This window comes from Deltaproteobacteria bacterium (genome assembly GCA_016235345.1).
Lineage (GTDB): Bacteria > Desulfobacterota > Desulfobacteria > Desulfobacterales > Desulfatibacillaceae > JACRLG01.
Genome location: JACRLG010000023.1, coordinates 180,059 through 204,774, shown reverse-complemented (window position 1 = coordinate 204,774; position 24,716 = coordinate 180,059). Strand labels below are relative to the sequence as shown.

The window sequence follows — 24,716 nt, the reverse complement described above, 5'->3', positions numbered from 1 at the left end:
ACGGCCTATAAAAGCAGTGGGCGTTTTATGAAAAAGGATCAAGACCACATGGCGCTGAAACAGGGTAAAAACAAGGCGCGGGCTTTCGGGCTGATTCCGGGCCTTTTGGTCATGGCCGCGCTCTGCCTTGCCCTTTTTCCAGGAAAGGCCCACGCAGCCTGGGTCTTGCAGGGCAACGCCCTTATGAACGGCTCTGTGGTGGAACTCACCCAACCGGCGGGAGATCTGACCGGCGCGGCCTGGTTCGATTCCCAGATCGACCTGGCCAGGGATTTCGACGTAACCTACACGATGAGGTTTTCCTCAGGCGCAAACGATGGGGGGGCGGACGGCATCACCTTCATGCTGCACCGGGACTCGCGGGGATCGAGCGCCGTGGGTGATTCTCTCGACGGCGGCCAGTGGGTGGGCGAGCACAGCATCCGCCCGGGCATCGGCATCGAGATGGACACCTACCAAAACACCGTCCAGGGCGACCCAGCCGCCGACCATATAGGCGTGAACGAGTTCATCGCAACCGGGACGCCCTACGCGCCCAACCATAACGGGGCCGCTGCGGTAAACGCCCGCGCGGACGGGGCAAACATCGAGGACGGGGCCACTCATTCCTTTCGCGTGGTATGGACAGCGTCCACGCGCACCATGCTGATCTATTTCGACGGGTCGCTCAGAATCACATACAACCGCGACTTCATCACCAACCTCTTGGGCGGCAACACCGTTGTGTGGTGGGGGTTCGTGGCTTCCACCGGCGGCATGGTCAACCTTCAGTCCATGCTGCCGTCCACGCCGACGGTATCGGTTGTTAAACCCGTTTCGCCCACAAGCATTCCCGCCACGGGTAACGTAACCTATGAAATTCGGATCACCAACAACGGCACTTCCACAATCTGGGTCAGCCAGGTTACGGACACGATGCCCGCAGGCTTTACCTACGTAAACGGCTCCACCACCGGGATCACAACCGCCAATCCGGGGATTTCCGGCCAGGTGCTTACCTGGAACATGAACGGTTACTCGGTCCAGCCGGGTACGACCCAGTCCCTTTTTTTTCAAAATACCGCGCCGGTAACTGCCGGAAATTATTGTAATACATTTACAGTCTCAGGCCCCAATTTCCCCATGCAGTCAGGGTCGTGCCAAACCCAGCTCACCGTGCGGCCAATAGCGGACCTTTCCATCGAAAAAAACCACGTGGACTACTTCACGGTTGGAAACACGGAATCCTACGAAATCGTTGTGACCAACAACGGCCCCCACGACGCGGCGGCCCCTGTGGTGACGGACACCATCCCAACCGGGCTCACTTACCAGTCGAGCACCGGTTCCGGCTGGACCGTGAACACCTCGGCCCTGCCCACCGTAACCTGGACCTGGTCCGGCCCGGCCACGGCGGGGGCCACCCTGCCACCCATAACGGTGAGCGTGCTTGTGGGCGCGACGGCGGTTCCGTCCGTCACCAACACGGCTTCCGCAGCCTCAACCACCGATGATCTTGTTCCGGCAAACAATTCCGACTCCGACCCCACAACGGTCATAGGCGCGGGCTCAGGCAACAAGCCCCTTTATCTCGCGGCGGGAAACGCCCTTTCACGCGCTCCCAACACCACCGCTCCCGGAGCCACCACCCTCACCAAGGGGGGTGGCACGGCGAGCTGGACACTTCCGGCAACCACCGGAAGCCTGACCCTTACTGCGGGAACCATCCCGGTCTATCTTTACCTTTCGAGCAACGCCGCCGCCAACAGGACCATGACCGTGACCCTCCGCACAACGGGCGGAACGGTTCTGAACATAGGGACCCTTGGGCCGACCTCCTACGCCCTCACCACCACGCCAACCGTAAGGGCGTTCAACTTCACCCTGGGATCGAACCAGACCCTTGCGCCCGGCACCCAGTTCGTGCTCACGGTCACCAACAACACCACCGGGACCGGCACCAGAAACGTCATAGTCACCCCCAACACAGGGCTCACCGGCTCACGGGTGGCGCTCACTGCGTCCAACGTCATAACAATTTCCGCCATCGGCGCTTACAATGCGGCGTATTCGGGTGGAACGACTCCCGGCTGGTTTTCGCCCGGTTCCACGGTTTACGTGAGGGCCACGGCCGCCGACCCATTCGGATCGTCCGACATCACAGGTGCCTACGTCGATATCGTCGATGCCAACAACAACACCCGCGTATCGAACGCATCGATGACCATCGTTGCGACGAATGCGGCTGCCGGAACCAGGACCTACGAGTACGCCTACGTTCTGCCAGCCTCGCCCGAAGGGACATGGACCGCGAGGGTCAGAACCTGGGAGGGCTTTGAAGGCACTGTGAACGACGTTGAAATCGTAACCTTCGACATGGGCCTGCCGCATCTTGTTGTGGCCAAGACGTCCTACGTCGCCAGCGACCCCACGGGAGGGGCCAACCCCAAGGCCATCCCCGGCGCTCTTGTGGCCTACACCATCACCGTCACCAACACGGGCTACGGAGGCGCGGACACAGGCACCGTTTCGATAACCGACCCCATCCCCGCCAACACCGGCCTCTACGTTGACGACATCGGCGGCTCCCCTTCGGGACCGGTGAGCTTCACCGGTCCCGGCAGCGGGCTTGCCCTCTCCTTTTCGGGGCTTTCAAGCGACACGGACGACCTGGACTTCCAGGGGCCGGGCGGATGGGGCTACCATCCTTCCATTGACCCGGCAAGCGGCTGCGACGACAACGTCACCGGGCTGTTAATAAACCCCAAGGGCGTGTTCAATCCGTCGTCCAGCTTCCAGGTCCGGTTCATGGTGAGGGTGGATTAGCGCCCGCCCTGAAAACATCCATCCACATATCGACTCTTTCATCCGTGTAAACCTTCCGCCAGCCTTTCATTATAAGGTCGAGGGGCAGGTCCGTGAACGAGCCTATATAGCGGATGTAGCTTGCGAAGGACTTTCCCGAAAGGTCGAGGGGCGGGAAAATTGAGTGTGATTTCGCGTCGAAAACAAGGGGGGAGATGTTTCTTTTCCTGCAAAGATCGGCGTGGAACGAGGGCGTGGCCTTCCGCCATTCGCCGTCAAGGAAAACCTCGGTGAATCCGTGCCAAGCGAAGATGTCGCAGCCCAGCATTTCCCGCATTTCCTTTGTGGTGGTGTGGATGCGAAGGTCGGCGAACCCAAGCCGCGCCGGAATCCCAGCTTTTCGCAGGGCCGTGCACAAAAGGACGGCCTTCATTACGCAGTAGCCGCGTCCGGCCTTAATGATGTTTTCGGGGTAGTAGTTTTCCGGCGAAAACGAGGGCACGAAGGGGTCGTAGATGATGCCGTCCCGAACCGCCAGAAAAAGGGCCTTGGCCTTTTCCTCCAATCCTTCCGCGCCCTTCACCGCCTGCGCCACGAAACCCTCAAGCTCCGCACCGCCAAGCCGGATTATGTCCGTGGCGCCAAGGCAGGCCGACACCTCGCCGTTCATCGGGTCACCCCTTCCTTTTGACTTTCAACGGGCTCGCGCAAGGCGGCCAGCATATCTTCCATGTCCTTGGGCATGGGGGCGATAAAGTTCATGGCCTCGCCCGTAATGGGGTGGGTGAGGGAAAGTTTCCAGGCGTGGAGCATTTGCCGGGAGGGAGTCGGCTTTCCCGGCTCCTGGGTTTTCCGGCTGCCCGAAACCTTGATTTTGGCTCCTGTCGAAGTCTTGGCCCCCGGCCCGTATATCGGGTCGCCCAGGACGGGATGATGGATGGAGGCCATGTGGACCCGTATCTGGTGGGTGCGCCCGGTCTTTATGTCCACCGCAAGCAGCGCCGCGTTTTCAAACCGCTCCAGCACCTCCCAGCGGCTCTCCGCCGCCCGCCCGCGAACGGACGTTATGGCCATTTTTTTGCGGTCGACCGGGTGCCGCCCCACGGGGAAATTCACCACGCCCCGTTTTTCCCCCGGTATCCCCGTAACCAGGGCAAGGTAAATCTTTTTAGTCTGCCGCAAGGCGAACTGGCTGGCGAGGGACAGGTGGGCCGCGTCGGTTTTGGCCGCCACCAGAACCCCCGAAGTGTCCATGTCCAGGCGGTGGACTATGCCGGGCCGGGCCGTTCCGCCTATTCCCGAAAGGTCCGTGCAGTGGTGGAGAAGCGCGTTTACGAGGGTGCCCCCTGAATGTCCGGGAGCCGGATGCACCACCATCCCCGCTGGCTTTGCGATCACGATTATGTGGGAATCCTCGTACAGAACCTCCAAGGCTATATCTTCGGGCATGACTTCCGACGGGACAGGCGGGGGGACGAAAAATTCGACGGTTTCGCCCCCGATCATTTTTCGGGAGGGCTTTCCGGCGGCTTGGCCATCAATCCTGACCAGCCCCTCCCCTATGAGGCGGAGGGCCGTGCTTCGGGAAATTTCCGGGCAGGCTGCGGCCATGGCCGCGTCCAGGCGCAGGCCGTCAAGCTCCTGCGTAACGGTGAAGATTTGAGCGGCATTGTCGGGCATGTTTTCCTTAAAACCCTGTTGGAGAAGGAGCAAAAAAAAGCCCGGATGCCTTACGCATAAAAGGGGAAACCGCCCGTGCGAGGGCTGCTTCCCCTTTTTGACAAGACGGATCAAAACCTTTTTTCAGTTCACCAGAAGCGACTCGATTTCGGATAAAATCACGTCCTCGCTGGTGCTTTTGGCGATGGACAACTCCTTCAGAAGAAGTGTCTGGGCAGTGTCCAGAAGTTTTCTTTCCCCGAAGGAGAGGTCTTTGGTGCTCTTCAACAGGTACAGGTCCCGGAAAACCCCGGCCACCTCATAGAGGCTTCCGGTCTTGATCTTTTCCATGTAGTCGCGGTAGCGCCGGTTCCAGGTCTGGTTGTCCTGGCCGTTGTCCTTCTCGCCCAGGATGTCGTAGATGTTCTGCACGGCGTCGGCTGCGATGAGTTCCCTTAAGCCCACGGAGGAAACGTTCCGGGTGGGGATCATGATCACCATGTTGTTTTCGAGGATTCTCATGATGTAGAAGTTCTGCTTGTCACCGCCGATGCTCCTGGACTCCACCGCTTCTATGCGACCGACCCCGTGGGCCGGGTAAACGGCGAGATCGCCCACGGTGAAATCCCGCGATTCGCAGAGATCACCAAAGGGCATTTTTTTCTGGGCGCTTTCCTTACTCATGTCACTCACCTTGTATCCCATCGGCCGGATTCCTCAAATTGTTTGACCCTAAAGCTAAAAAATGCGATTTTGGGAACCTCGCCCGCCTATTCCAACCGGGAATCCCCGATCTGACGTTTTCGAAAACATGCCGTAAGGCATCTCCGAGTCTTATCTTTTAACATATTTCACATTTTCAAGCAACGACAATTTTATAATATAAAAAACAGATAGTTATTGCCGCAAAATTTTTACGGGCGATTTGCCTTTAAGCAAAAAGGGAAATAACCGTGTACCGATGGATATAGAAATCAGCAAAAATAAAGGGCCGGGACTTTCGTCCCGGCCCCTTCATTTTTCAGCAATTCAGAAACCAAAGGACTACTTGCTGAGGACAGGCACCATCAGAAGAGCCACGACGTTCAGAATCTTGATCATGGGGTTGACGGCGGGGCCGGCGGTGTCCTTGTAGGGGTCGCCTACGGTGTCGCCGGTGACGGCCGCTTTGTGGGCGTCGCTGCCCTTGCCGCCAAGATGTCCGTCTTCAATGTACTTTTTGGCGTTGTCCCATGCCGCGCCGCCCGTGGTCATGGAGATGGCCACGAAAAGACCGGTGACGATGGAACCGACCAGCAAGCCGCCCAAGGCGACCTTGCCGAGAAGGAGACCCACCGCGATGGGTGCGAGCACGGGCAGAAGGGCGGGAATCATCATCTCTTTGAGGGCAAAGGCGGTGACGATGTCCACGCAGGCTGCGTAATCAGGCTTGCCGGTGCCTTCCATGATTCCGGGGATTTCCCGGAATTGGCGGCGGACTTCCTCGACGACTGCGCCGCCTGCGCGACCAACGGCCATCATGGCCATGGATGCGAACAGGTAGGGCAGAAGGCCGCCGATGAAAAGGCCGATAATGACGTTCACGTCGCCAAGGTCAAACTTGATGGCTTCGCCGTTGCCCTGGAGGATGAACTCCTGGGTGTAGGAGGCGAAAAGGACCAGGGCGGCCAGACCGGCGGAGCCGATGGCGTAACCCTTGGTGACTGCCTTGGTGGTGTTGCCGACCGCATCAAGAGGATCGGTGATGGCGCGTACGGACTCGTCCATTCCGGCCATTTCGGCGATGCCGCCGGCGTTGTCGGTGATGGGGCCGTAAGCGTCGATTGCGATGACCATGCCGGTCATGGAAAGCATGGACATGGCGGCCATGGCTATGCCGTAAAGGCCCGCCAGGTGATGGGAAACCAGGATGGCTACGCAGATGGTGATAACGGGAGCCGCAGTGGCCTGCATGGAAAGACCCAAGCCCGCGATGATGTTGGTGCCGTGGCCGGTGACGGATGCGTTGGCGACGGTGATGACGGGCTTGTACTTACCGGTGTAATATTCGGTGATGATGACGATGGCCACCGTGAGGATAAGGCCCACCAGGGTGGAGTAATAAAGATTCATGGCCGAGACTTCCGGCATGTTCTTCATAAGACTTGTGGTTGCAAAGTAGAAGGCGATGGCGGCCAGGATGGCAGCGCCGAACATGCCCTTGTACAGAGCGCCCATGATGTACTCGCCCTTGCCCAGGCGGACAAAGAACACCGCGATGGCGGAGGCTATGATGGAGATTGCGCCAAGGACCAGCGGGAAGGTGGTGGCAAGTTCAAACTTGGGGAACAGAAGGTTGCCAAGAAGCATGGCGGCCACTGCGGTTACGCAGTAGGTCTCGAAAAGGTCGGCGGCCATACCGGCGCAGTCGCCGACGTTGTCGCCCACGTTGTCCGCGATGACTGCAGGGTTACGGGGGTCGTCTTCGGGGATTCCGGCTTCGACCTTGCCCACGAGGTCAGCGCCCACGTCCGCGCCCTTGGTGAAGATACCGCCGCCAAGACGTGCGAAAATGGAGATCAAGCTGCCGCCGAAGCCAAGAGCGACCAGGGACACAACGGCTTCGCGCATGGCGTTCTCGCCGCCCATCTTGATCAGGAAGGTGTAGTAACCGGCGACAGCGGTGAGGCCAAGGCCAGCCACGATCATACCGGTGACAGCGCCGCCACGGAAAGCCATGGACAGAGCAGCCGACAGGCCCTTTTTGGCGGATTCGGCCACGCGCACGTTGGCGACGACCGACACGCTCATGCCGACATAACCGGCGATGAAGGAAGCGGTTGCGCCGATGGCGAAGCCAATGGCGGCTTTCCAGCCCATTACGTAGAACAGGATGGCGAAAATGATAACGCCCACGGCCGCCATGCTCTTGAGCTGGCGACGCAGGTAAGCCTGAGCGCCTTCGCTGATGGCTGCTGCGATGGCCTGCATTTTTTCGTCACCGGCCGGTGCGCTCTTGATGAGGCCTGCGAGGGTCATTGCGAAAATGACGCCCGCAACACCCACCAGGGTGCAGGTAAGGGGGATGTCCTTCAATAACATATCAAACATTCTTCTTTTCCTCCCATGCTTTTTGGATTTCGTTTCCGGCCTTCGCCCGGAATCAGGCGTTTCAACCTGACTTTCAGGTCCCCTATTCCAAGGCTTTTCCAGAAACATCACTGTTGTTGAAACGGTTCATGGCCAAAATCGGGCCCGCGAGAACCACGGCTTCGGCGGCTTCCACTGCCAACCGGACAATATCGGCAATCAGGACCCGTTCATCCGGGTTGAATCCCCCCAGAACGTGATCCGTGGCTGAATGAGACGGCCTTCCGATACCCACCCTGAGGCGCGTGAAATCACTTCCACCAAGACACGAGATGATGGATCGCAGTCCGTTGTGTCCGGCATGCCCTCCTTTCTCCTTGACTCGGATCCGTCCAAAGGGAAGGTCCATGTCATCGTGGACCACAAGGATGTCTTCCCTCGTTATTTGATAAAAATCGGCCATGCGCGAAACGCTTGCGCCGCTCAAGTTCATATAGGTCTGGGGCATGGAGATCAGAACCTCGGTTCCATCCACCATCCCCTTGCCCCAGAGGGCGTCGAACTTGCGACCGGAAAGCGATATGCCGTGTTTTCCGGCAAAGGCATCCGCCACCATGAAACCCACGTTGTGCCGGGTGTTCCGGTACTCGGAACCGGGATTTCCCAGGCCCACCAACAGTTTTCGGCGGCGAGTGACCATTTGTCTCAAAAAGCCTTACTTACCGCCTTTTTCCTTGCCCTTGGCGGGAGCCGCCGCCTTGGCAGGAGCCGCCGCCACCGCAGCTTCAGCCGCTTCGGTCTTGGCGCCTGAGGCTTCGGTATGCGCCACGGTCACCACCGTGAAGTTGCGGCTCGTATCGACGAATTCAACGCCCTTGGGCAGAACGACTTCAAGAAGGCGGATGCCTTCGCCAAGGCCCAAGTTCGTGACGTCGATCTCGATGGCTGCCGGCACATCTGCGGGAAGGCAGCTCACCAAAAGCTCCCGGCGGGTTATGTTCATCATTCCGCCCAGTTCCACGCCCTTGCACTTGCCGTAGACCGTAACCGGGACCTTGATCTCGATCTTTTTTGCAAGGTCGATCTCGTAGAAATCCACGTGCAGGAAGGCCCTGGAAAGCGGGTGCTTCTGGAGCTCCTTCACGATGGCCGGACGCTGGGTGGAGGCGCCGTCGGCGATGTTCAAGTTCACGATGAACTGATCGCCTTCGGACTCCTTCAGGAGGTCCTCGAATTCCTTGCGTCCGAAAGAAAGAGCAAGGGGGGTCTTGCCGTTTCCATAGAGCACGGCGGGTACGAGCCCGGCCCTCCGAAGGGCGCGGCAGGGGCTGTTTCCCCTCTCGCCGCGCAGGTTTGCATTGAGGTTCATGGTTTTCAAGGAAATGGTCCTTTCTGATATAAGATGAATCTTGCGCCGGTCCCGTAAGGCCGGATCAGGCCGCTCAAACGAGACCTGCGTTATACTCGATGGCTTGCGCCCGGTTTTGACGAAACACGATTACCGGATGCAAGGGGAAAAACTTCAATCGAACAGCCCGCTCACGGACAATCCGTTGTGGCTCCTTATTATGGCCTCCCCCACCAGGGGGGCGATGGTGATCGCCCTGATCTTTCCGCAGTCCCTCGCGGGCTGTGAAAGCGGAATGGTGTCCGTGACCACGAAGGAGGAAATGGGCGAATCCATTATATTGTTTATTGCCGGGCCAGACAGCACCGGGTGCGTCACGTAGCCGTGGACCTCCAGGGCCCCCCGGCTTTTTAATGCGTTGGCGGCGAGCTTCAGGGTTCCGGCGGTGTCGGCCATGTCGTCCAGGATAATGGCCACCTTGTCCTTAACGTCGCCTATGACGTTGATGAGCTCGGCCTTGTTGGCGTCCGTGCGGCGCTTGTAGATGATGGCCAGATCGCTCATCAGGCGCTTGGCGTAGGCCCTGGCGCGCTCCACTCCGCCTGCGTCCGGGGAGACTATGACGAGGTCCTTGCCCACGAAGCGGTCCCTAATGTCCTGAACAAAGACCGGGGCCGCGAAGAGGTTGTCCACCGGAATGTTGAAAAAGCCCTGAATCTGGCCCGAATGAAGGTCGGTGGTGATGATCCTCTGGGCCCCGGCCACGGTGAGAAGGTCGGCCACCAGTTTTCCCGAAATGGGAACCCTGGGCTTCACCTTGCGGTCCTGCCTGGAGTAGCCGTAGTACGGGATGACGGCTGTGATCCTCTTGGCCGAGGCCCTTTTCAGGGCGTCCAGCATGAGGAGAAGCTCCATTAAGCTGTCGTTGACCGGCGGGCAGGTGCTCTGCACCACGAACACGTCCTGGCCGCGCACGTTTTCGCCTATCTCCACGCGGGTTTCGCCGTCGGAGAAGGTCTTGATCATGGCCGCCCCCAGGGGGCGCTTCAGGTAGGTGGAGATATCGTCGGCGAGCCTGCTGGTCGCGTTGCCCGCAAAAATCATGAGATCGTTTACCAAAGCCGGTTGATTCATCAAAAATGCCCCACAAGGCGAAGCCTTCGGTGAAAAGTATCATTCGGGCGGGGTTCCTATCCTTGCCCCGCTTGTCCTGGCTGGGGCGGGAGGATTCGAACCTCCGAATGCGGGAACCAAAATCCCGTGTCTTGCCGCTTGACGACGCCCCAAAAAGGAACCGCACAAGTCCGGGCCGTTTTTTAAGGCCCTTTTGGAGCCGATGTCAGCCGCCCGTTATGCGCGTAAGAAAAACCATCCACTTTTCGTGGTTGCTGCCGATAAAATCACGGGCCGCACGGGCTTTTTCAGGGTCGGTGAAAAGCCCGAACACCGCGCTGCCCGAACCGGTCATAAGCGAGCCTGCCGCGCCCGCATCCATTACCGCCCTTTTCACCGCCGAAATTTCCGGTCGGATGGCCAGGGCCGGGGCTTCAAGATCGTTGTACAGAAGCCCTTTCAGATGTTCGGGGCCTGTCTCCACGCATAATGCGCCTTTTGCCCCATCCTTCAAAATCCGCAACCTATGAATTTTTACAGGTCTTGTCAACGTGAAATTGAATCGTCCATATACCTCTTTCGTGGCAAGCCCGAAACCCGGATACGCCAGGACCACGTAATACGGGAAAATTTCCTGCACGGGCGCAAGTATTTCGCCAAGGCCCGTGGCCACGGAGGGCCTTTTGGATATGAAAAAGGGCACGTCGGATCCGAGCCGGGCAGCCATGCCGCAAAGGGCCGCTTCATCGAAGGGAGCCCCCGAAAGGCTATTGAGAAGAACGAGAACCGTGGCCGCGTTGGAACTTCCCCCACCCAGGCCCGCGCCGGGAGGGATGCTTTTTTCGATCCCGATCAATAAATCCATGCCGCCCCCGGCCTTTTCGAAAAAAAGCCGGGCGGCCTTTACCACAAGGTTGGAATCATCCTGTGGAACGCCCGGCCAGGCGCATTCCACGGAAATTCCGTTTCCGGGGTCGGCCCGGTAAAGGCTGATTGTGTCGGCCAGCTCAATAGGGACCATGAGGCTTTCGATCTCGTGATAGCCGTTGGGCCTTTTCCCGGTTATTGTAAGGGAAAGATTCAGCTTGGCCGGGGCTGACGCGCGGGCAAGAAGGCGGGATTCATCGGTCATGGCTTTCCTCGGCGAAAAAAGGGGCCGCCCGGATTTCGGGCAGCCCCTGAAAAAACCCGTTTCTACGGGACTCTATTCTGTGGGAACCTTTATCACGTCCAGGGCTCCGTCCCGGTTTACAAGAAGGGACAGGGTTTCGCCCTTTTTCACGCCCGACGCCGCCTTTCTTGCTGAAGCAGCGTCCTTCACCGGAACGCGGTTGATCTCCTTTATGATGTCGCCGGGTTTAAGGCCCGCCTTCTCCGCCCTGCCGCCGCGCCTGACGGCCATTACCACCACCCCGGAGGTTTCGGTAAGCTCGTAGCGCTTGGCCACTTGGGGCGTGATGTCCGAGAGGCTCCAGCCCATGCTTTCGTCCAACCCCACCTTGGATTCGGACCTGGGGCCGGGCTTTTCCGCAGTCTTGGCCTCATCCTCCTCCATCCTGGCCACTTCCACCTGGATTTTCTCAAGGCGTCCGTTGCGCCACACGGAAAGGGTGGCCTTCTGGCCCACGGGGGTTTCCGCCACAAGGCGCGAAAGGTCGCGGGGCTCGGCAAGGGGCTTATTGTTGTAGGCGGTGATGACGTCGCCCGCAACGAGGCCCGCCTTATGGGCCGGGTCGCCTTCAACAACCGAGCCCACAAGGATGCCCTTTTTTTCAGGCACGCCGTAGTAGGCGGCAACGTCTTCGGAAAGTTCCTGGACCGCGATTCCCAGCCATCCCCGCGTCACTTCGCCGCTTTTCTTGAGGTCAGCCACTATGCGCTTCACAAGGTTTATGGGAATGGCGAAGCCTATCCCCTGCCCATGGGCCACCATTGCGGTGTTGATGCCCACGGCCCGTCCGTCAAGGTCCAGAAGAGGGCCGCCGGAATTTCCGGGGTTGATGGAGGCGTCTGTCTGGATGAAATCGTCGTAAGGCCCGGCCCCTATGGCCCTGCCCTTGGCTGAGACTATGCCCGCCGTCACGGTGTGGTCAAGGCCGAATGGGTTTCCAATGGCCACCACCCACTCGCCGACTTTAAGGGCGTCGGAGTCTCCCAGGGGAAGCACCGGAAGGTCGCTTGCGCCTTCGATTTTTATGAGGGCGATGTCGGTCTTGGAGTCCCTGCCGATGACCTTGGCCTCGTACTTTTTGCCGTCGCTGGTGCGCACGGTGATGAGGTCGGCCTTTTCAACCACGTGGCTGTTGGTTACGATGTGGCCGTCTTTGTCGATCACAAAGCCCGTTCCCAAGCCCTGCCGCTTGTATTCCCTGGGTATGGAATCCCCGAAAAACCGTCCGAAAAAATCCTGGAACTCGTCCCCGCCGCCGAAAGGGCCCAAAAAGCCGCCCACGGACTCGGTTTTTTCTATGGAAATGTTCACCACGGATTTCCCGGCGCTTTCGGCCAGGCCGCTGAATGACGGCAGGTCGGGAACCCCTGCGGCAACCATGCCAGTTGAAACCGGGCCCGGAGTGACCGCGCCTGCGGTGACAGCGCCTGCGGCAAAGGCAAGAGCGAGGGCCAGTAGGCAAAACACCGGAAAACGCCTTTGAAAAACTTTCATCGATGCATTCCTCTTTGATTCGGGTGGGTCGGGACAGCCGCGCGGGAAAAGCGGCCAGAAAAAGCGGCTTGGGGGGGATGACCGGCGGAGGGACTCGCACCCTCCGCCGGTTGGCGGTGCTGCTACTGAACAGCTTTCACATAGCGGACGCGAAAATCGTAGAGCAGGCCGTTCAGAAGGTTTTCCTCGGTCCTGTCCAGGTTGCCCCTGGTTTTTTCCTGGAGCATGGCCAGGGTGTCTATGAGGTGCTGGGCCAGGGGCAGGTCCGTTCCGGTCTGGCCGGTGTAGGGGTCTGCCATTTCCCCAAGGTAAACGGGAATGTGGGAGGAAATGGACAGCACGAAGGTTGCGAAATCCACGGGAGGCATGGGCATGCTTGGCCTTCCGCCCCTCGGGCTCTGCTCTTGCCCGCCTGATCCTGCCTCCCCTTCCTGCCTGGGAGCGGGTTCTTCGGAGGAAGGCGCAGTATCGGCCTTTTCGGCGGAAGCGGTTTCGGAAGCCTGCGCCTCATCGTCCGCGCCTGCGAACCTTCTGTCAACCACTGTGAAGCCTTTTTTCTCTTCCACGTATTCCTCCGCTGTTGCAGCTATGTTTCCATCATCATCCGGGCCAGTGTTTTTATTATAGAGGTTTTTACAAAACCTTGCGTAGGTTGGGTGGTTCCGGGCCAACGGCCCGGGTTCACCCAACATTTCCCGTATGATTCAGAAGCGCTCATTTCATCGCCAGCAGGCTTTGCGCAAGCTATGAAAATGCGCCGCTTACGGGCCGATCACAAGCGATGAAGAGCAAGGAAGGCGAACAGCGCGGGGAGGAATAGTACTTGTCGTACATGACCGACCCGCGCTGTGAAGCCTGACACAGCTATTCGCGCTTGTGGACGGCCCTTCACAGTTCAACGGGCTGCACTGATTTAACCAAGGGCAACGCGCGGAGCTTGGCCACGATTCCGTCCGAAATGGCGGTGCTGGTGGCCAGCATGATGAAATTGCGGGCTCCGCCCTTGTCCTGGCCAACCTGCATCTTTTCTATGTTGAGGCCCTCGGCTCCCAGGGTCGCGCCTATGGAACCGATTGCGCCCGGCTTGTCCTCGTTCTGGATCAGGAGGATGTGCCCGGTGGGGGCCATTTCCATGCGGAAGGTGTCGATGGCCACGATCCTGGGCTCGGCCTTGCCGAAGATGGTTCCGGCCACCACGTGGGTCTTGCCGCCGCCTGTGACCTTCAAGGTCACAAGCTGGATGAAGTCCTGGGCTTCGGGCAGGGTGCTTTCGGAAACCGTGATTCCCCGCTCCTTGGCCATGATCCCGGCGTTCACGAAGTTGACGTCGTCCTTGAGGACCGGGGTTAGCAGGCCCTTTAAGACCGCTGTGCTGATGGGGGCCAGATTGAGTCCCGCGAAGTCGCCCGCAAATTCAAGCGACACGTCGGTTATGGGGCCTTCGGACAGCTGGGCCTGGAGTGAGCCCATGGCGTCGCCCAGCTTCAGGAGGGGGCCGAGCTGGACAAGAAGGTCGCCGGAAACCGAGGGTGTATTCACTGCGTTGATGACGGTGCCGCAGGTGAGGTAGGCCGCGATCTGCTCGGCAACCGCCACAGCCACGTTGGTCTGGGCCTCGAAGGTGGAGGCTCCCAGGTGCGGGGTGCAGATGAAGTTGTCCATGGCCAGGAGCGGGTTGTCGGCGGGCGTCGGCTCCTTCTCGAAAACGTCCAGGGCGGCCCCTGCCACCTTGCCGCTTTTCATGGCCTCGAAAAGGTCGGCCTCGTTCACTATTCCACCGCGAGCACAGTTGATGACCATAACGCCCTTTTTCATCTTGGCGAAAGCGTCGGCGTTGAGAAGGTTTAAGGTGTCCTTCAACTTCGGGACGTGGACCGTGATGTAGTCGGCGCGGGAGTAAAGCTCGTCCAGGCTCACCGGCTCGAAACCGGCCTTGGAAATGAGATCCGCCGGGAAGAAGGGGTCGTAGACAATGACCTGCATCCTAAGGCCCTTGGCCCGGTCCGCCACGATTTTTCCGATGTTGCCGTAGCCGATGACGCCCAGCACCTTGTTGAAGATTTCCCGTCCGTTCAGGGACTTCTTCTCCCAAAGTCCGGCCTTCATGGTGGCGGTTCCGCGCGGGATGTTGCGGGTGAGGGAAAGCATCATGGAGATGGCGTGCTCGGCGGTGGTCACCACGTTTCCGCCGGGGGTGTTCATGACGATGACGCCGCGCTTGGTGGCCGCCGGGATGTCCACGTTATCCAGGCCGATTCCTGCCCTGCCCACGACCTTGAGGTTTTTGGCAGCCTCGATGATCTCGGCGGTGACCTTGGTGGCGCTTCTTATGACCAGGCCGTCGTACTGGCCGATTATTTCCTTCAACTGCTCGGGAGTAAGCCCCGTCTTTACGTCAACCGTAACCCCAGGGGCTGCGGCGAGAATTTTAACTCCCACTTCTTCCAGTTTGTCGCTTACCAGTACCTTCATGACCTGCTCCCGTTGGTGTTGTAATCCTAAAAAAAACGCCGTTTTCGCCGAATCGAAAGGCGCGACGGAAAAAATCGCCCTTTAAAAAGCATATCAATAAGTCTTCTTCGGGTTTTGTCAACCCGCCCGCCTAAAAAGGCCGGGTAAGGCGGCCCTGCCCGGTCAATAGGTGTAGTGCCTTCCGTAATAGTCCAGAATCCGGCTTTCAACGCTGAACACGTAGGCCACCAGCGCCGCCCTTATCCACATGCCGTTGCGCTCCTGGTCCCAGTACCTTGCGCGGGGGTCGGAGTCTATGGCAGGGTCCAGCTCCGCCCTTCTTGGAAGCGGATGCATTATGACGGATTCGGGCTTCATGAGCTCCAGAAGCTCCATGGTCATGTGAAAGGGGGTGTAGTCGATCTCCAGCGAGCTTTTACCCTCGTCGTACTCGTCCTGGACGCGGGTGACGTACATGGCGTCAATGTCTTTTATCACCTGCCTCACGTCGTCGGTCTCGGTGTAGTTGACGCCCTTGCGGTCCAGCCACTCGGCAAGGTCCTTTTTGATGCGAAGCTCGCCGGGTGCCACGAAGGTCATGCGCACGTCCGGGTAAAGGGTGAGGAGCTTCGCCAGGCTGCGCACCGTGCGGCCACGGGCCACGTCGCCCATGAAGGCTATGTGGAGCCCGGCCAGGCCGTTCTTGCGGTTCTCGAAGCTGCGCTTTAAGGTGTAGGCGTCCAGAAGGGCCTGGGTGGGGTGTTCGTCCGGGCCAGCCCCCGCCGAGATCACCGGAATGGCCATCTTGGTGGAGTTCATGGTGTAGGCGGTTCGTTCGGCGAAACCTGCGCCGGGGTGGCGCATTATGATTATGTCGAAGTAGTTGGAAAAGGTCCTCACGCCGTCTATGTCGCTTTCGCCCTTGTAGGCCGAGGATATGCGGGGGTCGCGCACTTCGGCGTAGTCCATGCCAAGGTACTGGCAGGCCCTTATAAAGGAAAGAAAGGTTCGGGTGGACGGCTGGGTGAAGTACATCATGGCGGACTTGTGGGAAAGAAGGCTTCGCAGAAAGTCCATGCCTTCCCTGTTCTTGGCGATCTTCCTTAGCTTGGTGGCCACCGAGCACAGAAGCTCCAGGGTGTCCCGGTCGAACTGCTCGGCGAAAAGCACGTGGAAGGCCTTGCCGTTCTTGGAAAGCTCGGCGCATTTCTCCTTTATGGGCAGGGTGGTGAGATGGTCGAAGTCGTAAGGCGTTGTCATGGAACCTCCCTGCTTCTGGAGTGGGAAAATGAAAAGATGCCGGGCGGGGTGTCGCGGAGGGCGGGGAGAGCCTTTAACGCGGGGCTTGTTCCGGTTGTTCATCCCCTGGGCGTCTGGCCCGCCCTGAAACTGTCCAATATGACTTCATGTCGTAAAAAAAGTCAAGCGCGGGAAAAAAGGAATCAGGGCGGGCGCATTTGAAATGGAAAGGATTGCGGGGGATGGGAAAGCAGCAGCCTCCGTCATTCCGGCGAAGGCCGGAATCCAGTTTTTGCCTTTTGCAGCATTTTTCTGGACCCCGGCCTTCGCCGGGGTGACGACGAGGCAAGGACATCTCTTATGCCCCAGCCCCCACACCCCTTCCTTCAAAAAAACTTCATATGACTCTGACGTGTTTACTGCAGGGTGGTTTTTTCCCGGGAGCGCGGGCGCTCCGCCCCGCTTTCAACAGCCCGGCTCCACTTCCAGCGCCTTTTCCACCGCCTGCCACACGTCCCAGTCCTTTTTCCCGAAGTTGTGGTAGATGTGGATGAGCATGGGCTCGATGACTCCGGGATGGGGCGGGGCGCTGAAACGAAGGCCGCCGTGATGGATCACGCCCTTTTTGTGGTAGTCGGCGATGAAGTTGTATTCCGGCGGCAGCCTCGGAGCCTCCTCAAGCCCGAATTTCCAGGTGAGCGCCGCAAGAATCCCCTGGTCCCGGGTGCGCCAGTAGGGCTCGTTGAATATGCCCAGGCACCACTCGTTCCAGTCGTCCATGAAGTCTTTCGAGTCCGGCCCGAAAAGAAAGACCCCGCCGTTAAAGTGCACCCAGTCCCCGTCCGGTATGGGTATGTCGAAGCGATCCAGTATGGCCTGCTGAAGGTGAACGCAGCGGGGGTTTCCGCCCCGGCCCGGAATCGGGAAGTAGACCGGCTCGCCGTCTTTATCCACCCAGGTTCCGTGCCGCTGGTCCCAGAAAAAGCCGCACTTTTCGGCCACTTCCAGCAAAAAGGCGTCGTAGGCGTCGGCGTCTATGATGAGGTTGCCTTTGCTGTCGAACCACCTGCGGCTGTTATTGTCCCACCTGTAGCGCCCGCGTATGACAAGGATCAGAAAGGCCCACCACGAAAGGGCCTTCAGACGCGCGGCCAGGAAGCCCGGAAGCCGGTTCCACAGGGGATGGGCCATGTTCATGTTGTAGATGGTGGTGAGAACGTCCAGAAGCTCCTTTTTCTTCAACAGGGCCGGGTCGTTTTTCACATGGGCCGAGAGCTTTTCCAGAAGCTCGTGGTGGAGCCTTCTCCTTTGCTCCAGGTCGTTGAATTCCTCTTCGGTCATGCCCTTTCCGAAAAAGGCCCGTGATAACGGGGCCGCGCAGGTGCAGGCCACGGCGTGGGGGGAGAACTCGGCCAGGGGACAGTGGTCCGAGCCGAAGGTGACGATGTCCCTTTTCATGCCGAATATGGCGTCAACGCCCGGCCTGACCGCAAGTACGTCGGAATCGAGGTAGCAGTATGGGCCGGGGCCGGTCATGATCCGGTGAAGGCTGGTTTTGAGGTGGATGGCCGCCTGATGGTTGTTGAAGGATTCCGGCGTTTCGATGTTGATGATGCTATCGTGGCGGATTTCCCCCTCGTTGCGCCCAAGATCGGTCACCACCGTAACCGGGCTTTTGGAAAAGCGCGCAAGGTGCCGCAGGGCCACGTTTAGGGTTTCGACGTGATGCTTCGCCCCGCACACGACGAAAACGAATCCGGTGTCAACCATCATTGCCTCTCCAGCGCCTGTACCAGTTCTCGAAGACCAGCGCCTTCCACAGCCGCCAGTGGTCACCCTGAAACAAAAGGTCGTCCACGGCCTGCTGCCTGATTATTCCGTCCCGAACCGACAGAGCCTCGCTCAGGCCCTCGCGGTAGAAGGAAATATCCGCGTAGTAGGAGTCCGGCCCCACGAAGCCCTGCTTTTTGCGGTTCATTATGGCCCTGGGAAGGGCGTCTTTTATGTTTTCCCGCAAGAGGAACTTGGGGCTTTCCGGCCTGTACGCAAGGGATTCGTCCAGCGACAGCGCGTATTCCACAAGCTCGTGATCCAGGAAGGGGACCCTGACTTCCAGGCTATGGGCCATGCTGGCCCGGTCGATCTTGGTTAATACCAGCTCGCCCATGAAGCACCTTATGTCGGCAAGCTGGAAGGAGCGCACCGCCCCTTTTCCCGTGGGCAGATTCTGGCGGTAGAACCAGTCGGAATCCGCCGGGACGAATTTTTTGAGATCGGGATGAATGAGGCTCTTTAGTGATTTTTCGTCATAGCGCCCCATGGCCATGGCCTTGGCGTAGCGCGAGACGAACCAACCCCGGCCAAGCGGGCCTTGGCTAAGGGCCGCCCGTTTCAGCCTTCCAAGGCCCTGCCAGTCGTCATGCACGCTCCTGTGCCAACCGTAGCCGCCGAAAATCTCATCCGCGCCCTCGCCCGAAACAACGGCCTTCACCCGTTGCGACGCGACCCGGCTTATCTCGTAGGTGGGAACCGTCGAGATGTCGGCCAAAGGCTCGTCGTAGACCTCCGCAAGGGTGGATAGAAGCGAGAGGCTTTCCGGGCCGATCATCTTCGTTTCAAGGCTTGCGTCCAGATGCTTGGCAACCATCCGGGCCGCGAAATGCTCGCTCTTCTCCCAGCCCTCGAACCCCAGGGCAAAGGCTACGGGCTCATATCCCGCGCGCTTCTGGTAAAGCAAAAGGGCGCTTGAATCGTAGCCGCCGGACAAAAACGAGCCCACTTTGACGTCCGCGTCAACGTGGTATTTCACCGAATCGGCCAGAAGGGAATCGACCCGCTCCACGGCCTCTTTTTCCGGGGGCGAAAGGCGGCCTGATTTCAGTTCGTAATACCGGCCCCCGTTCACCGAAAAATCCCGCGAAAGGGTAAGACAGTGGGCGGGCGCAAGTTTTTTCACGGCCTTTAAAATGCTCTTGGGACTTGGCACGTAGCGATAGGTGAAAAAATCGCAGACCGATGAATAATCCAGTTCCTGCGGGATCTCCGGGTGGGCTTTTATGGCCTTCAATTCGGACGCGAAGATGAAAAAGTCCCGCCCCGCGTGGTAGTAGAGGGGCTTTATGCCGAAGCGGTCCCGGGCCAGAAAGAGCGCGCCCGAATCGTTATCGTAAATGGCGAAGGCGAACATGCCCTTTACGCGATCCAGGACCGCCCTGCCCCATTCCTCGAACCCGTGGAGCAGCACCTCGGAATCGGTGGTGGATGAAAACCGGTGGCCCCGCGCCGTAAGCTCCGCTCTCAATTGCTTGTGATTGTAAATCTCGCCGTTGAAGGTGAGCCAAAGGTTCCCGGTTTCGTTTCCCATGGGCTGGCGGCCAGAATCGGAGAGGTCCACCAGGGCGAGCCTCCGGTGGCCCAGGGCGGCGCTTCCGTCCGGGGAAACCCAAAGGCCCGCGCCGTCCGGCCCCCGGTGGGCGAGGATGTCCCGAAGCCGCCCAAGCCGTTCGGCGTCCACCCTGCCCTTCCTGCGAATTTCCCCGATTATGCCGCACATGGATCATGCCGATCAGCAATCAAAACAGCAAAAACCAAACACATAAACGAAAAGCGCCTCCGGCGGCCGGGGGACCTAAGGTCCCCCGGCCCCCCATTTATCATACGGCGGCTTTGCTGCGCAAAACCGCCGCAGTTTTTATATCAGGCTATGCTGTCATTTCCTATTATTCGCCTTTCTGTGCCTCAATCGAAGCCTCGCCCTGGGGGGCTCCCGGGAGATGAGGCGCAAGGAAGGGTGTGCAGGGCGGGGAGGATGCGTACTTTCGGGTACGTGACGACCCGCCCGGCGCGCCCTGACACCGCGCCTCGCTCCCTCAGCCCCCCAGGCGGTCGCTGCGGGGGTCAAAGGCGCTACGCACTCCCTCGCCGACAAAAACCCCAAGGAGCATCACCAGGAAAAGTGCCGCCGTGGGGTAAAGTATGAGCCACCAGGCCCAGCGGTAACTCTGTGCCTGGCTCAGAAGCTCGCCCCAGCTGGGAGTGGGCGGCGGAAGCCCGAAGCCCAGGTAGTCCAGGGCCGCCAGCGCCCCCACGGCACCCACCAGGCTGAAGGGGAAGAAGGTGACCAGGGGCGTTAAGGCGTTGGGGAGGATGTGCCGGAAGATGATCCGAAAGGGCGACAGCCCCATGACCCTGGCGGCCTCTACGAAGGAAGTGCGGCGCAGGCGCAGGAATTCCGCCCTCATGTAATAGGAAATGCCTATCCAGTTGAAGATGCCGTAACAGAAAATGAGAAGCAGGAAGGACTGGCCGAAGACGCTTCCCAGAAAAATCATGATGTAGAGAAACGGAAGAGCCGACCAGATTTCCGTGAACCGCTGCCCCACGATGTCAAAAGCGCCCCCGAAATAGCCCTGGACCGCCCCGGCCAGGGTCCCAAGGCCCAGGCCCGCCGCAACCAGGATGAGGGCGAAGGTAAGCGAGGTGCGAAGCCCGTAGAGTATGCGGGCCAAAACGTCCCGGCCCGAATCGTCCAGGCCCATCAGGTGCCTCTCCGTGGGCGGAAAGGGAAAGCGCACCTCGTTCTTTTCCAGGGTGGCAAGCATCCGCAAGTTTCCGGCAAAAAGCGTGACCGGATCTGAAAAACCGTTGAAGGCGTCCGTAACTGCGGAGTAGAGCGCCTTTTTCGATTCCCCGGTGAGCCGGGCCAGGAGCTTTTCCGAATCCGCCGACACCCTGGGTCCGCGTTCAAAGACGAGGGTGGCCGGGGCGGCGTTTTCGGGCGCTGGTTCGGCGAGGTTGAGCCTTATTGTTTCGGGCGGCGCATCGCGGGGCGTGAAGGTGGAAAGGCTCACTTTCACGCGAAGCCTGCCGTCAAGGCTTTTTATGTTGAAGGAGGCTTCCGGGGCGGCCCTGTTGGAAAGGCGCTCCCTCACGGCCTTAACGAGCTCCGGCGTCACGGAAAATCGATCCTTGAATGCCGCGCCCTCCACCGGTTCGTCCGGTTTTCCGAAGAAAAAGCCCGCGCCGTCCTCGCGCTGAATTTTCCAGTCAACTCCCACGTTCACCGTGGCCATGTGCGGATTGAGGCTTGCCGAAACCGTGACGGTGTCCCGCACCGGAAGGCTTTCGGGGTCGGCGCTCTTGTAAGGCCCGTATGGAATGGGGGCGAACACCATGAAGTTGCCCGAACCTTTTCCAAAGTCCGCGCTTTTTGAGAGCTTTTCATAGTCTGGCCGGGTGGAGAGCCCGCCCGGTACAAAGGTGAGTTCGGGATAGAAAAAAAAGACCGGGAAATAGCTCTCCCCCTGGTATCTTAAGTAGAGCGGCCGGTCGTTTGCTATGAACTCGGAAAAAAGCGACACTCCGTAAAGGGCCACCAGGATCACCAGGGAATACCAGGAAAGCCGCATCCGCCGGAAACGCCGCAGGCGCTTGATTGTAACCGGCGAGAGGAATTTTTGAAGTGGGATGGTCATTAAAATCCAGGGGAAGGGATATTGTTACGGGTTCAAATCATTTCTGGAAGCTAATTCTCGGATCAATCAGCACATAGCAGAAATCCGACAGCACGTTTCCCAGAAGGCCAAGAATTGAGGTAACGGACAAAATCGCCATGAAAAGCGGGTAATCCCTGCCCACTATGGCCTCGAGGCTCAGGCGCCCCATTCCGGGTATCTCGAAAACCTGCTCGATCAATACCGACCCGGCGAACATGACGGTCAGAATGGAGCCGAAACCCGTGGCGATGGGAACCAGGCTCGCCCGGAAGGCGTGCCGCCACACGGCCCTTTTCATGGATCCGCCCTTGGCAAGCACCGTGCGCACGTAGTCCTTGCCGATCTCGTCCAGAAGGGAGTTCTTCATCAGAATGGTGAGTACCGCGAAGCTGCCTATCATGTAGCAGGCGACCGGCAGAAACATGTGGCTTGCGGTGTCCTTCGCCCTGCCCCAGAACGAAAGGGTCTCGTAGTCCAGGCCGTGAAACCCGGCTGCCGGGAAGATGTCCCAGAAACCGTCAACCGTGCCGGCAAAGAGCATCTTAAGGACCATGCCGAAGGCGAAGGGGGGAACCGCGTAGCCGATGAAGACAACCACCGAGCTTAAAAAATCGAAGGGCTTTCCGTGCCTCAGGGCCTTGGCGACTCCCAAGGGTATGCACACGAGGTAGGAGAGGAAAAAGCCCGTGAACCCGAAGATGAGGGAGACCGGAAAGCGCTCCTTTATAAGCTGCCACGCGGTTTTTTCCGAGAACTTGTAGGATTCCGCCGCAAGCCCCAGCCGGTCCGTGACGTACCACCTGTAAAGCCTTACGTGCATGGGCCTGTCAAAGCCGTAATGGGCCTTTATGGCCTCGCGCTGCTCCTCGGAGACGGCCCCTTTGGACTCGGTGAACCGGGCGCTTTCACCCGTTGCAAGGCCGCGCATGGAAAGTATGGCCATTTCCACCGGCCCGCCCGGAACGAAGTGCAAAAGGACGAAGCAGCTTAGGGTGATGCCGAAAAACGTCGGAATCACCAGGAGCAGTCGGCGGATGAAGTAGGTTCTGCGGTCCATTTTTGTCCGATGGTTCCCGTCAGGTTAGGGGTTGGATCCGGGCCGGGACGAGTTGCGCCCGCTGCCTGAAAACCTTCGAGAAGACCACTGCCCCTGGCCGGGCCGGAAGGGAGGTCCCCTTTCTAAGGGCGTCGTCAAAGGCGGCCTGGTCGTCCGGGTCTATCCACCAAAGGGCGTTGGCCGAGGACTCGTCGCCGTACTTGGAAAGCACCCAGTCCGGGGTGGCCAGCCGGTTCCAGTAAAGGAGACGGACGTAATCTATGTTCCACAAAAGGGCGTAGGGGTACTGGGCGAAAACCAATTTATCTATCTTGCGGCAGATGTCGTGCCGGGCCGCCACGGAAAACAGGGTCTTCTGCTTTTCGATTAGCTGGTCCACGGCCTTGTCCGCGAAGCCGGTAATGTTGTCGCCCGCCGTGCGCGCCGCCTCCTTTGACGACCACATGGTTTCCGGGTCCTTGAAAAGCCCGGCCCCCCAGGCGGCCCAGGTCATCTCGAATGAGTAATTCTCCATGTCCTTCATCCAGGCGGCCCAGTCCTTCACCACGATCTCCATGGAGATTCCCACGTCCTTCAAATCCTGCTGATAGATGGACAGGAATTTCCCGCTCGATGCGTCCCGGCTCAAAAACTGGAACCTGAAGGGCTTTCCCGCCTTCATGAGAATTCCCGTCTTGGGGTCCGCCTTCCAGCCCGCCTGGGCCAGGAGCTTCCGGGCCGCGTTCTTGTCGAATGGCGTCTGGGGGTTGGGGCAGGACGAGGGCGGGGAGTAGAGGTCCTGGTAATATGAGTTCTGGAGAAAATACTGGTTGTACATGATGGTTGCGTTCATCTTGGGCCGGTCCAGAAGAAGGGCCATGGCCTTGCGGACCCTAAGGTCGTTGAAGGGTGCCCGGCGCATGTTCATGGCAAAACCCTGGAAGCCCACCGGGTTATGGTTGTGCACCCTTTGCTTGACGATGAGGTTTTTCTGGAATTTTTCGCCCGTGGTCTCCTTCACCCACATCCTTGAGGTGTAGATGGGATAAAGGTCGAAAGCCCCCTTCTTGAAGGCCTCGAAGGCGTTTTCGCGCTCCTCGTAGAAAAGGAAATGAAGCCGGTCGAAGTTGTAGGTTCCCTTGGCGCCGGGGGATGCCGCGCTCCACCAGTCATTCCTGCGGAGCATGGTGAGGCTGACGCCCTGCTTGTAGGCCCCCATTTTGAATGGCCCGGAAACCACCGGAAATGAGAAGTTGACCTTGTTGAAGTCCTGGCCCGCCCAGGCGTGGGCCGGAAGAATCTGAAAACCGCCCAGGGCCAGGAGGTTCTTCCAGTGGACCTCCTTTGCGGTGAACCTTATGGTGGAGGCGTTCACCACAACCGGTGAGGAAAACCGGGCGAGCGCCACCTTGTGGGAGCCGGTCATGTTCTTTGGGTCCAGTATGGCGTCGAAGGTGAACTTGACGTCCTTGGCGGTGACGGGCCTGCCGTCGCTCCATTTGGCCTTCTTGTCCATATAGAAGGCATAGGTGCGCTTGTCTGCGGAGATGGACCATTTGGCGGCAAGGCCCGGAATGTATTCCAGGGTCACCGGGTCCATGCCCAGGAGCGACTCGTACATGAGGCCGAATACCTCGCTGGCCAGCGAGCTTGATTCCAGGTAGTAGTTGAGGCTCTTGGGCGATGGCCCCAGAAAGCTCGCCATCTGGCCGCCCCTTTGGGCGTGCGCGCCTGCCAGGGGGTTGGGCTTCTCCTTCCAGCCCGGCCCTGGAAACATCCCGTCGGCGGCAAAGGCCAGCCCTGCAACGAGGAGGAGCGAGACAAGAATGGCGATCCGTTTCATGAATATTCTCCGTT

18 protein-coding genes and 1 tRNA gene are annotated in these 24,716 nt (G+C 59.3%); 1 reads left to right on the top strand and 18 read right to left on the bottom strand.

From position 1 onward, the window contains the following. Positions 1 to 48: 48 nt before the first annotated feature. A complete protein-coding gene (locus HZB23_11470) occupies positions 49 to 2,805 on the top strand; it encodes a DUF11 domain-containing protein (GenBank protein MBI5845275.1) in 2,757 nt (918 codons plus the stop codon). Here the strand turns inward: HZB23_11470 and HZB23_11465 are convergent. From HZB23_11465 to HZB23_11380, 18 genes are all read right to left on the bottom strand, one after another. After that, positions 2,786 to 3,454, bottom strand: coding sequence for a transglutaminase domain-containing protein (locus HZB23_11465; protein MBI5845274.1), 669 nt, complete (start codon positions 3,452 to 3,454; stop codon positions 2,786 to 2,788). The two genes, HZB23_11470 and HZB23_11465, sit on opposite strands and share 20 nt — an antisense overlap. After that, the gene (locus tag HZB23_11460) at positions 3,451 to 4,464 is read right to left on the bottom strand and encodes an RluA family pseudouridine synthase (protein MBI5845273.1); all 1,014 of its coding nucleotides are present in this window, start codon (positions 4,462 to 4,464) and stop codon (positions 3,451 to 3,453) included. Before HZB23_11460 ends, HZB23_11465 begins: the two co-directional genes overlap by 4 nt. A 123-nt stretch (positions 4,465 to 4,587) precedes the next feature. Next, on the bottom strand, positions 4,588 to 5,100 hold the full coding sequence (locus HZB23_11455) for a CarD family transcriptional regulator (protein ID MBI5845272.1): 513 nt from the start codon (positions 5,098 to 5,100) through the stop codon (positions 4,588 to 4,590). 387 nt (positions 5,101 to 5,487) lie between these two features. Next, positions 5,488 to 7,524: a sodium-translocating pyrophosphatase gene (locus tag HZB23_11450; protein MBI5845271.1), complete on the bottom strand. Its 2,037-nt coding sequence runs from the start codon at positions 7,522 to 7,524 to the stop codon at positions 5,488 to 5,490. Positions 7,525 to 7,615: 91 nt separating this feature from the next. After that, positions 7,616 to 8,212 (bottom strand): aminoacyl-tRNA hydrolase, encoded by a 597-nt coding sequence (locus HZB23_11445; protein ID MBI5845270.1) that lies wholly within the window; start codon positions 8,210 to 8,212, stop codon positions 7,616 to 7,618. Between the two features lie 15 nt (positions 8,213 to 8,227). Beyond that, positions 8,228 to 8,890: a 50S ribosomal protein L25 gene (locus tag HZB23_11440; protein ID MBI5845269.1), complete on the bottom strand. Its 663-nt coding sequence runs from the start codon at positions 8,888 to 8,890 to the stop codon at positions 8,228 to 8,230. A 144-nt stretch (positions 8,891 to 9,034) separates the two neighbouring features. Further along, entirely contained in the window at positions 9,035 to 9,994 is a 960-nt protein-coding gene (locus HZB23_11435) for a ribose-phosphate pyrophosphokinase (GenBank protein ID MBI5845268.1), read from the bottom strand. A gap of 77 nt (positions 9,995 to 10,071) precedes the next feature. Beyond that, positions 10,072 to 10,146, bottom strand: a tRNA-Gln gene (locus HZB23_11430). Between the two features lie 53 nt (positions 10,147 to 10,199). Continuing rightward, positions 10,200 to 11,105, bottom strand: a complete 906-nt coding sequence (gene ispE, locus HZB23_11425) for a 4-(cytidine 5'-diphospho)-2-C-methyl-D-erythritol kinase (protein MBI5845267.1) — start codon at positions 11,103 to 11,105, stop codon at positions 10,200 to 10,202. Positions 11,106 to 11,177: 72 nt separating this feature from the next. Next, positions 11,178 to 12,638: a DegQ family serine endoprotease gene (locus tag HZB23_11420; protein MBI5845266.1), complete on the bottom strand. Its 1,461-nt coding sequence runs from the start codon at positions 12,636 to 12,638 to the stop codon at positions 11,178 to 11,180. A gap of 122 nt (positions 12,639 to 12,760) precedes the next feature. Further along, on the bottom strand, positions 12,761 to 13,012 hold the full coding sequence (locus tag HZB23_11415) for a DUF1844 domain-containing protein (protein MBI5845265.1): 252 nt from the start codon (positions 13,010 to 13,012) through the stop codon (positions 12,761 to 12,763). 514 nt (positions 13,013 to 13,526) lie between these two features. Continuing rightward, a complete protein-coding gene (locus tag HZB23_11410) occupies positions 13,527 to 15,110 on the bottom strand; it encodes a phosphoglycerate dehydrogenase (protein ID MBI5845264.1) in 1,584 nt (527 codons plus the stop codon). A gap of 162 nt (positions 15,111 to 15,272) precedes the next feature. Continuing rightward, positions 15,273 to 16,349, bottom strand: coding sequence for an aspartate carbamoyltransferase (pyrB, locus tag HZB23_11405; protein MBI5845263.1), 1,077 nt, complete (start codon positions 16,347 to 16,349; stop codon positions 15,273 to 15,275). Positions 16,350 to 16,793: 444 nt separating this feature from the next. After that, on the bottom strand, positions 16,794 to 18,101 hold the full coding sequence (locus HZB23_11400) for a hypothetical protein (GenBank protein MBI5845262.1): 1,308 nt from the start codon (positions 18,099 to 18,101) through the stop codon (positions 16,794 to 16,796). Further along, entirely contained in the window at positions 18,091 to 19,881 is a 1,791-nt protein-coding gene (gene asnB / locus HZB23_11395; protein ID MBI5845261.1) for an asparagine synthase (glutamine-hydrolyzing), read from the bottom strand. The genes HZB23_11400 and asnB overlap by 11 nt, the downstream gene beginning before the upstream one ends. Positions 19,882 to 20,197: 316 nt before the next feature. Beyond that, positions 20,198 to 20,929, bottom strand: coding sequence for an ABC transporter permease subunit (locus HZB23_11390; protein ID MBI5845260.1), 732 nt, complete (start codon positions 20,927 to 20,929; stop codon positions 20,198 to 20,200). A 910-nt stretch (positions 20,930 to 21,839) separates the two neighbouring features. Next, positions 21,840 to 22,880, bottom strand: coding sequence for an ABC transporter permease subunit (locus HZB23_11385; GenBank protein MBI5845259.1), 1,041 nt, complete (start codon positions 22,878 to 22,880; stop codon positions 21,840 to 21,842). Between the two features lie 19 nt (positions 22,881 to 22,899). Continuing rightward, complete coding sequence (locus HZB23_11380; GenBank protein MBI5845258.1) at positions 22,900 to 24,702, bottom strand: ABC transporter substrate-binding protein; 1,803 nt, start codon at positions 24,700 to 24,702, stop codon at positions 22,900 to 22,902. Positions 24,703 to 24,716: the final 14 nt, after the last annotated feature.

Excerpts from the sequence above, each read along its gene's own strand:
- ispE (MBI5845267.1), bottom strand. The coding sequence starts at position 11,105 with ATGACCGATGAATCCCGCCTTCTTGCCCGCGCGTCAGCCCCGGCCAAG.
- HZB23_11465 (MBI5845274.1), bottom strand. The coding sequence starts at position 3,454 with ATGAACGGCGAGGTGTCGGCCTGCCTTGGCGCCACGGACATAATCCGG.
- HZB23_11380 (MBI5845258.1), bottom strand. The coding sequence starts at position 24,702 with ATGAAACGGATCGCCATTCTTGTCTCGCTCCTCCTCGTTGCAGGGCTG.
- asnB (MBI5845261.1), bottom strand. The coding sequence starts at position 19,881 with ATGTGCGGCATAATCGGGGAAATTCGCAGGAAGGGCAGGGTGGACGCC.
- HZB23_11460 (MBI5845273.1), bottom strand. The coding sequence starts at position 4,464 with ATGCCCGACAATGCCGCTCAAATCTTCACCGTTACGCAGGAGCTTGAC.
- HZB23_11385 (MBI5845259.1), bottom strand. The coding sequence starts at position 22,880 with ATGGACCGCAGAACCTACTTCATCCGCCGACTGCTCCTGGTGATTCCG.
- HZB23_11450 (MBI5845271.1), bottom strand. The coding sequence starts at position 7,524 with ATGTTATTGAAGGACATCCCCCTTACCTGCACCCTGGTGGGTGTTGCG.
- HZB23_11390 (MBI5845260.1), bottom strand. The coding sequence starts at position 20,929 with ATGCTTGCCACCCTGGAAAAGAACGAGGTGCGCTTTCCCTTTCCGCCC.
- HZB23_11410 (MBI5845264.1), bottom strand. The coding sequence starts at position 15,110 with ATGAAGGTACTGGTAAGCGACAAACTGGAAGAAGTGGGAGTTAAAATT.
- HZB23_11455 (MBI5845272.1), bottom strand. The coding sequence starts at position 5,100 with ATGCCCTTTGGTGATCTCTGCGAATCGCGGGATTTCACCGTGGGCGAT.
- HZB23_11445 (MBI5845270.1), bottom strand. The coding sequence starts at position 8,212 with ATGGTCACTCGCCGCCGAAAACTGTTGGTGGGCCTGGGAAATCCCGGT.
- HZB23_11420 (MBI5845266.1), bottom strand. The coding sequence starts at position 12,638 with ATGAAAGTTTTTCAAAGGCGTTTTCCGGTGTTTTGCCTACTGGCCCTC.
- HZB23_11470 (MBI5845275.1), top strand. The coding sequence starts at position 49 with ATGGCGCTGAAACAGGGTAAAAACAAGGCGCGGGCTTTCGGGCTGATT.
- HZB23_11400 (MBI5845262.1), bottom strand. The coding sequence starts at position 18,101 with ATGATGGTTGACACCGGATTCGTTTTCGTCGTGTGCGGGGCGAAGCAT.
- HZB23_11415 (MBI5845265.1), bottom strand. The coding sequence starts at position 13,012 with ATGCCCATGCCTCCCGTGGATTTCGCAACCTTCGTGCTGTCCATTTCC.
- HZB23_11435 (MBI5845268.1), bottom strand. The coding sequence starts at position 9,994 with ATGAATCAACCGGCTTTGGTAAACGATCTCATGATTTTTGCGGGCAAC.
- pyrB (MBI5845263.1), bottom strand. The coding sequence starts at position 16,349 with ATGACAACGCCTTACGACTTCGACCATCTCACCACCCTGCCCATAAAG.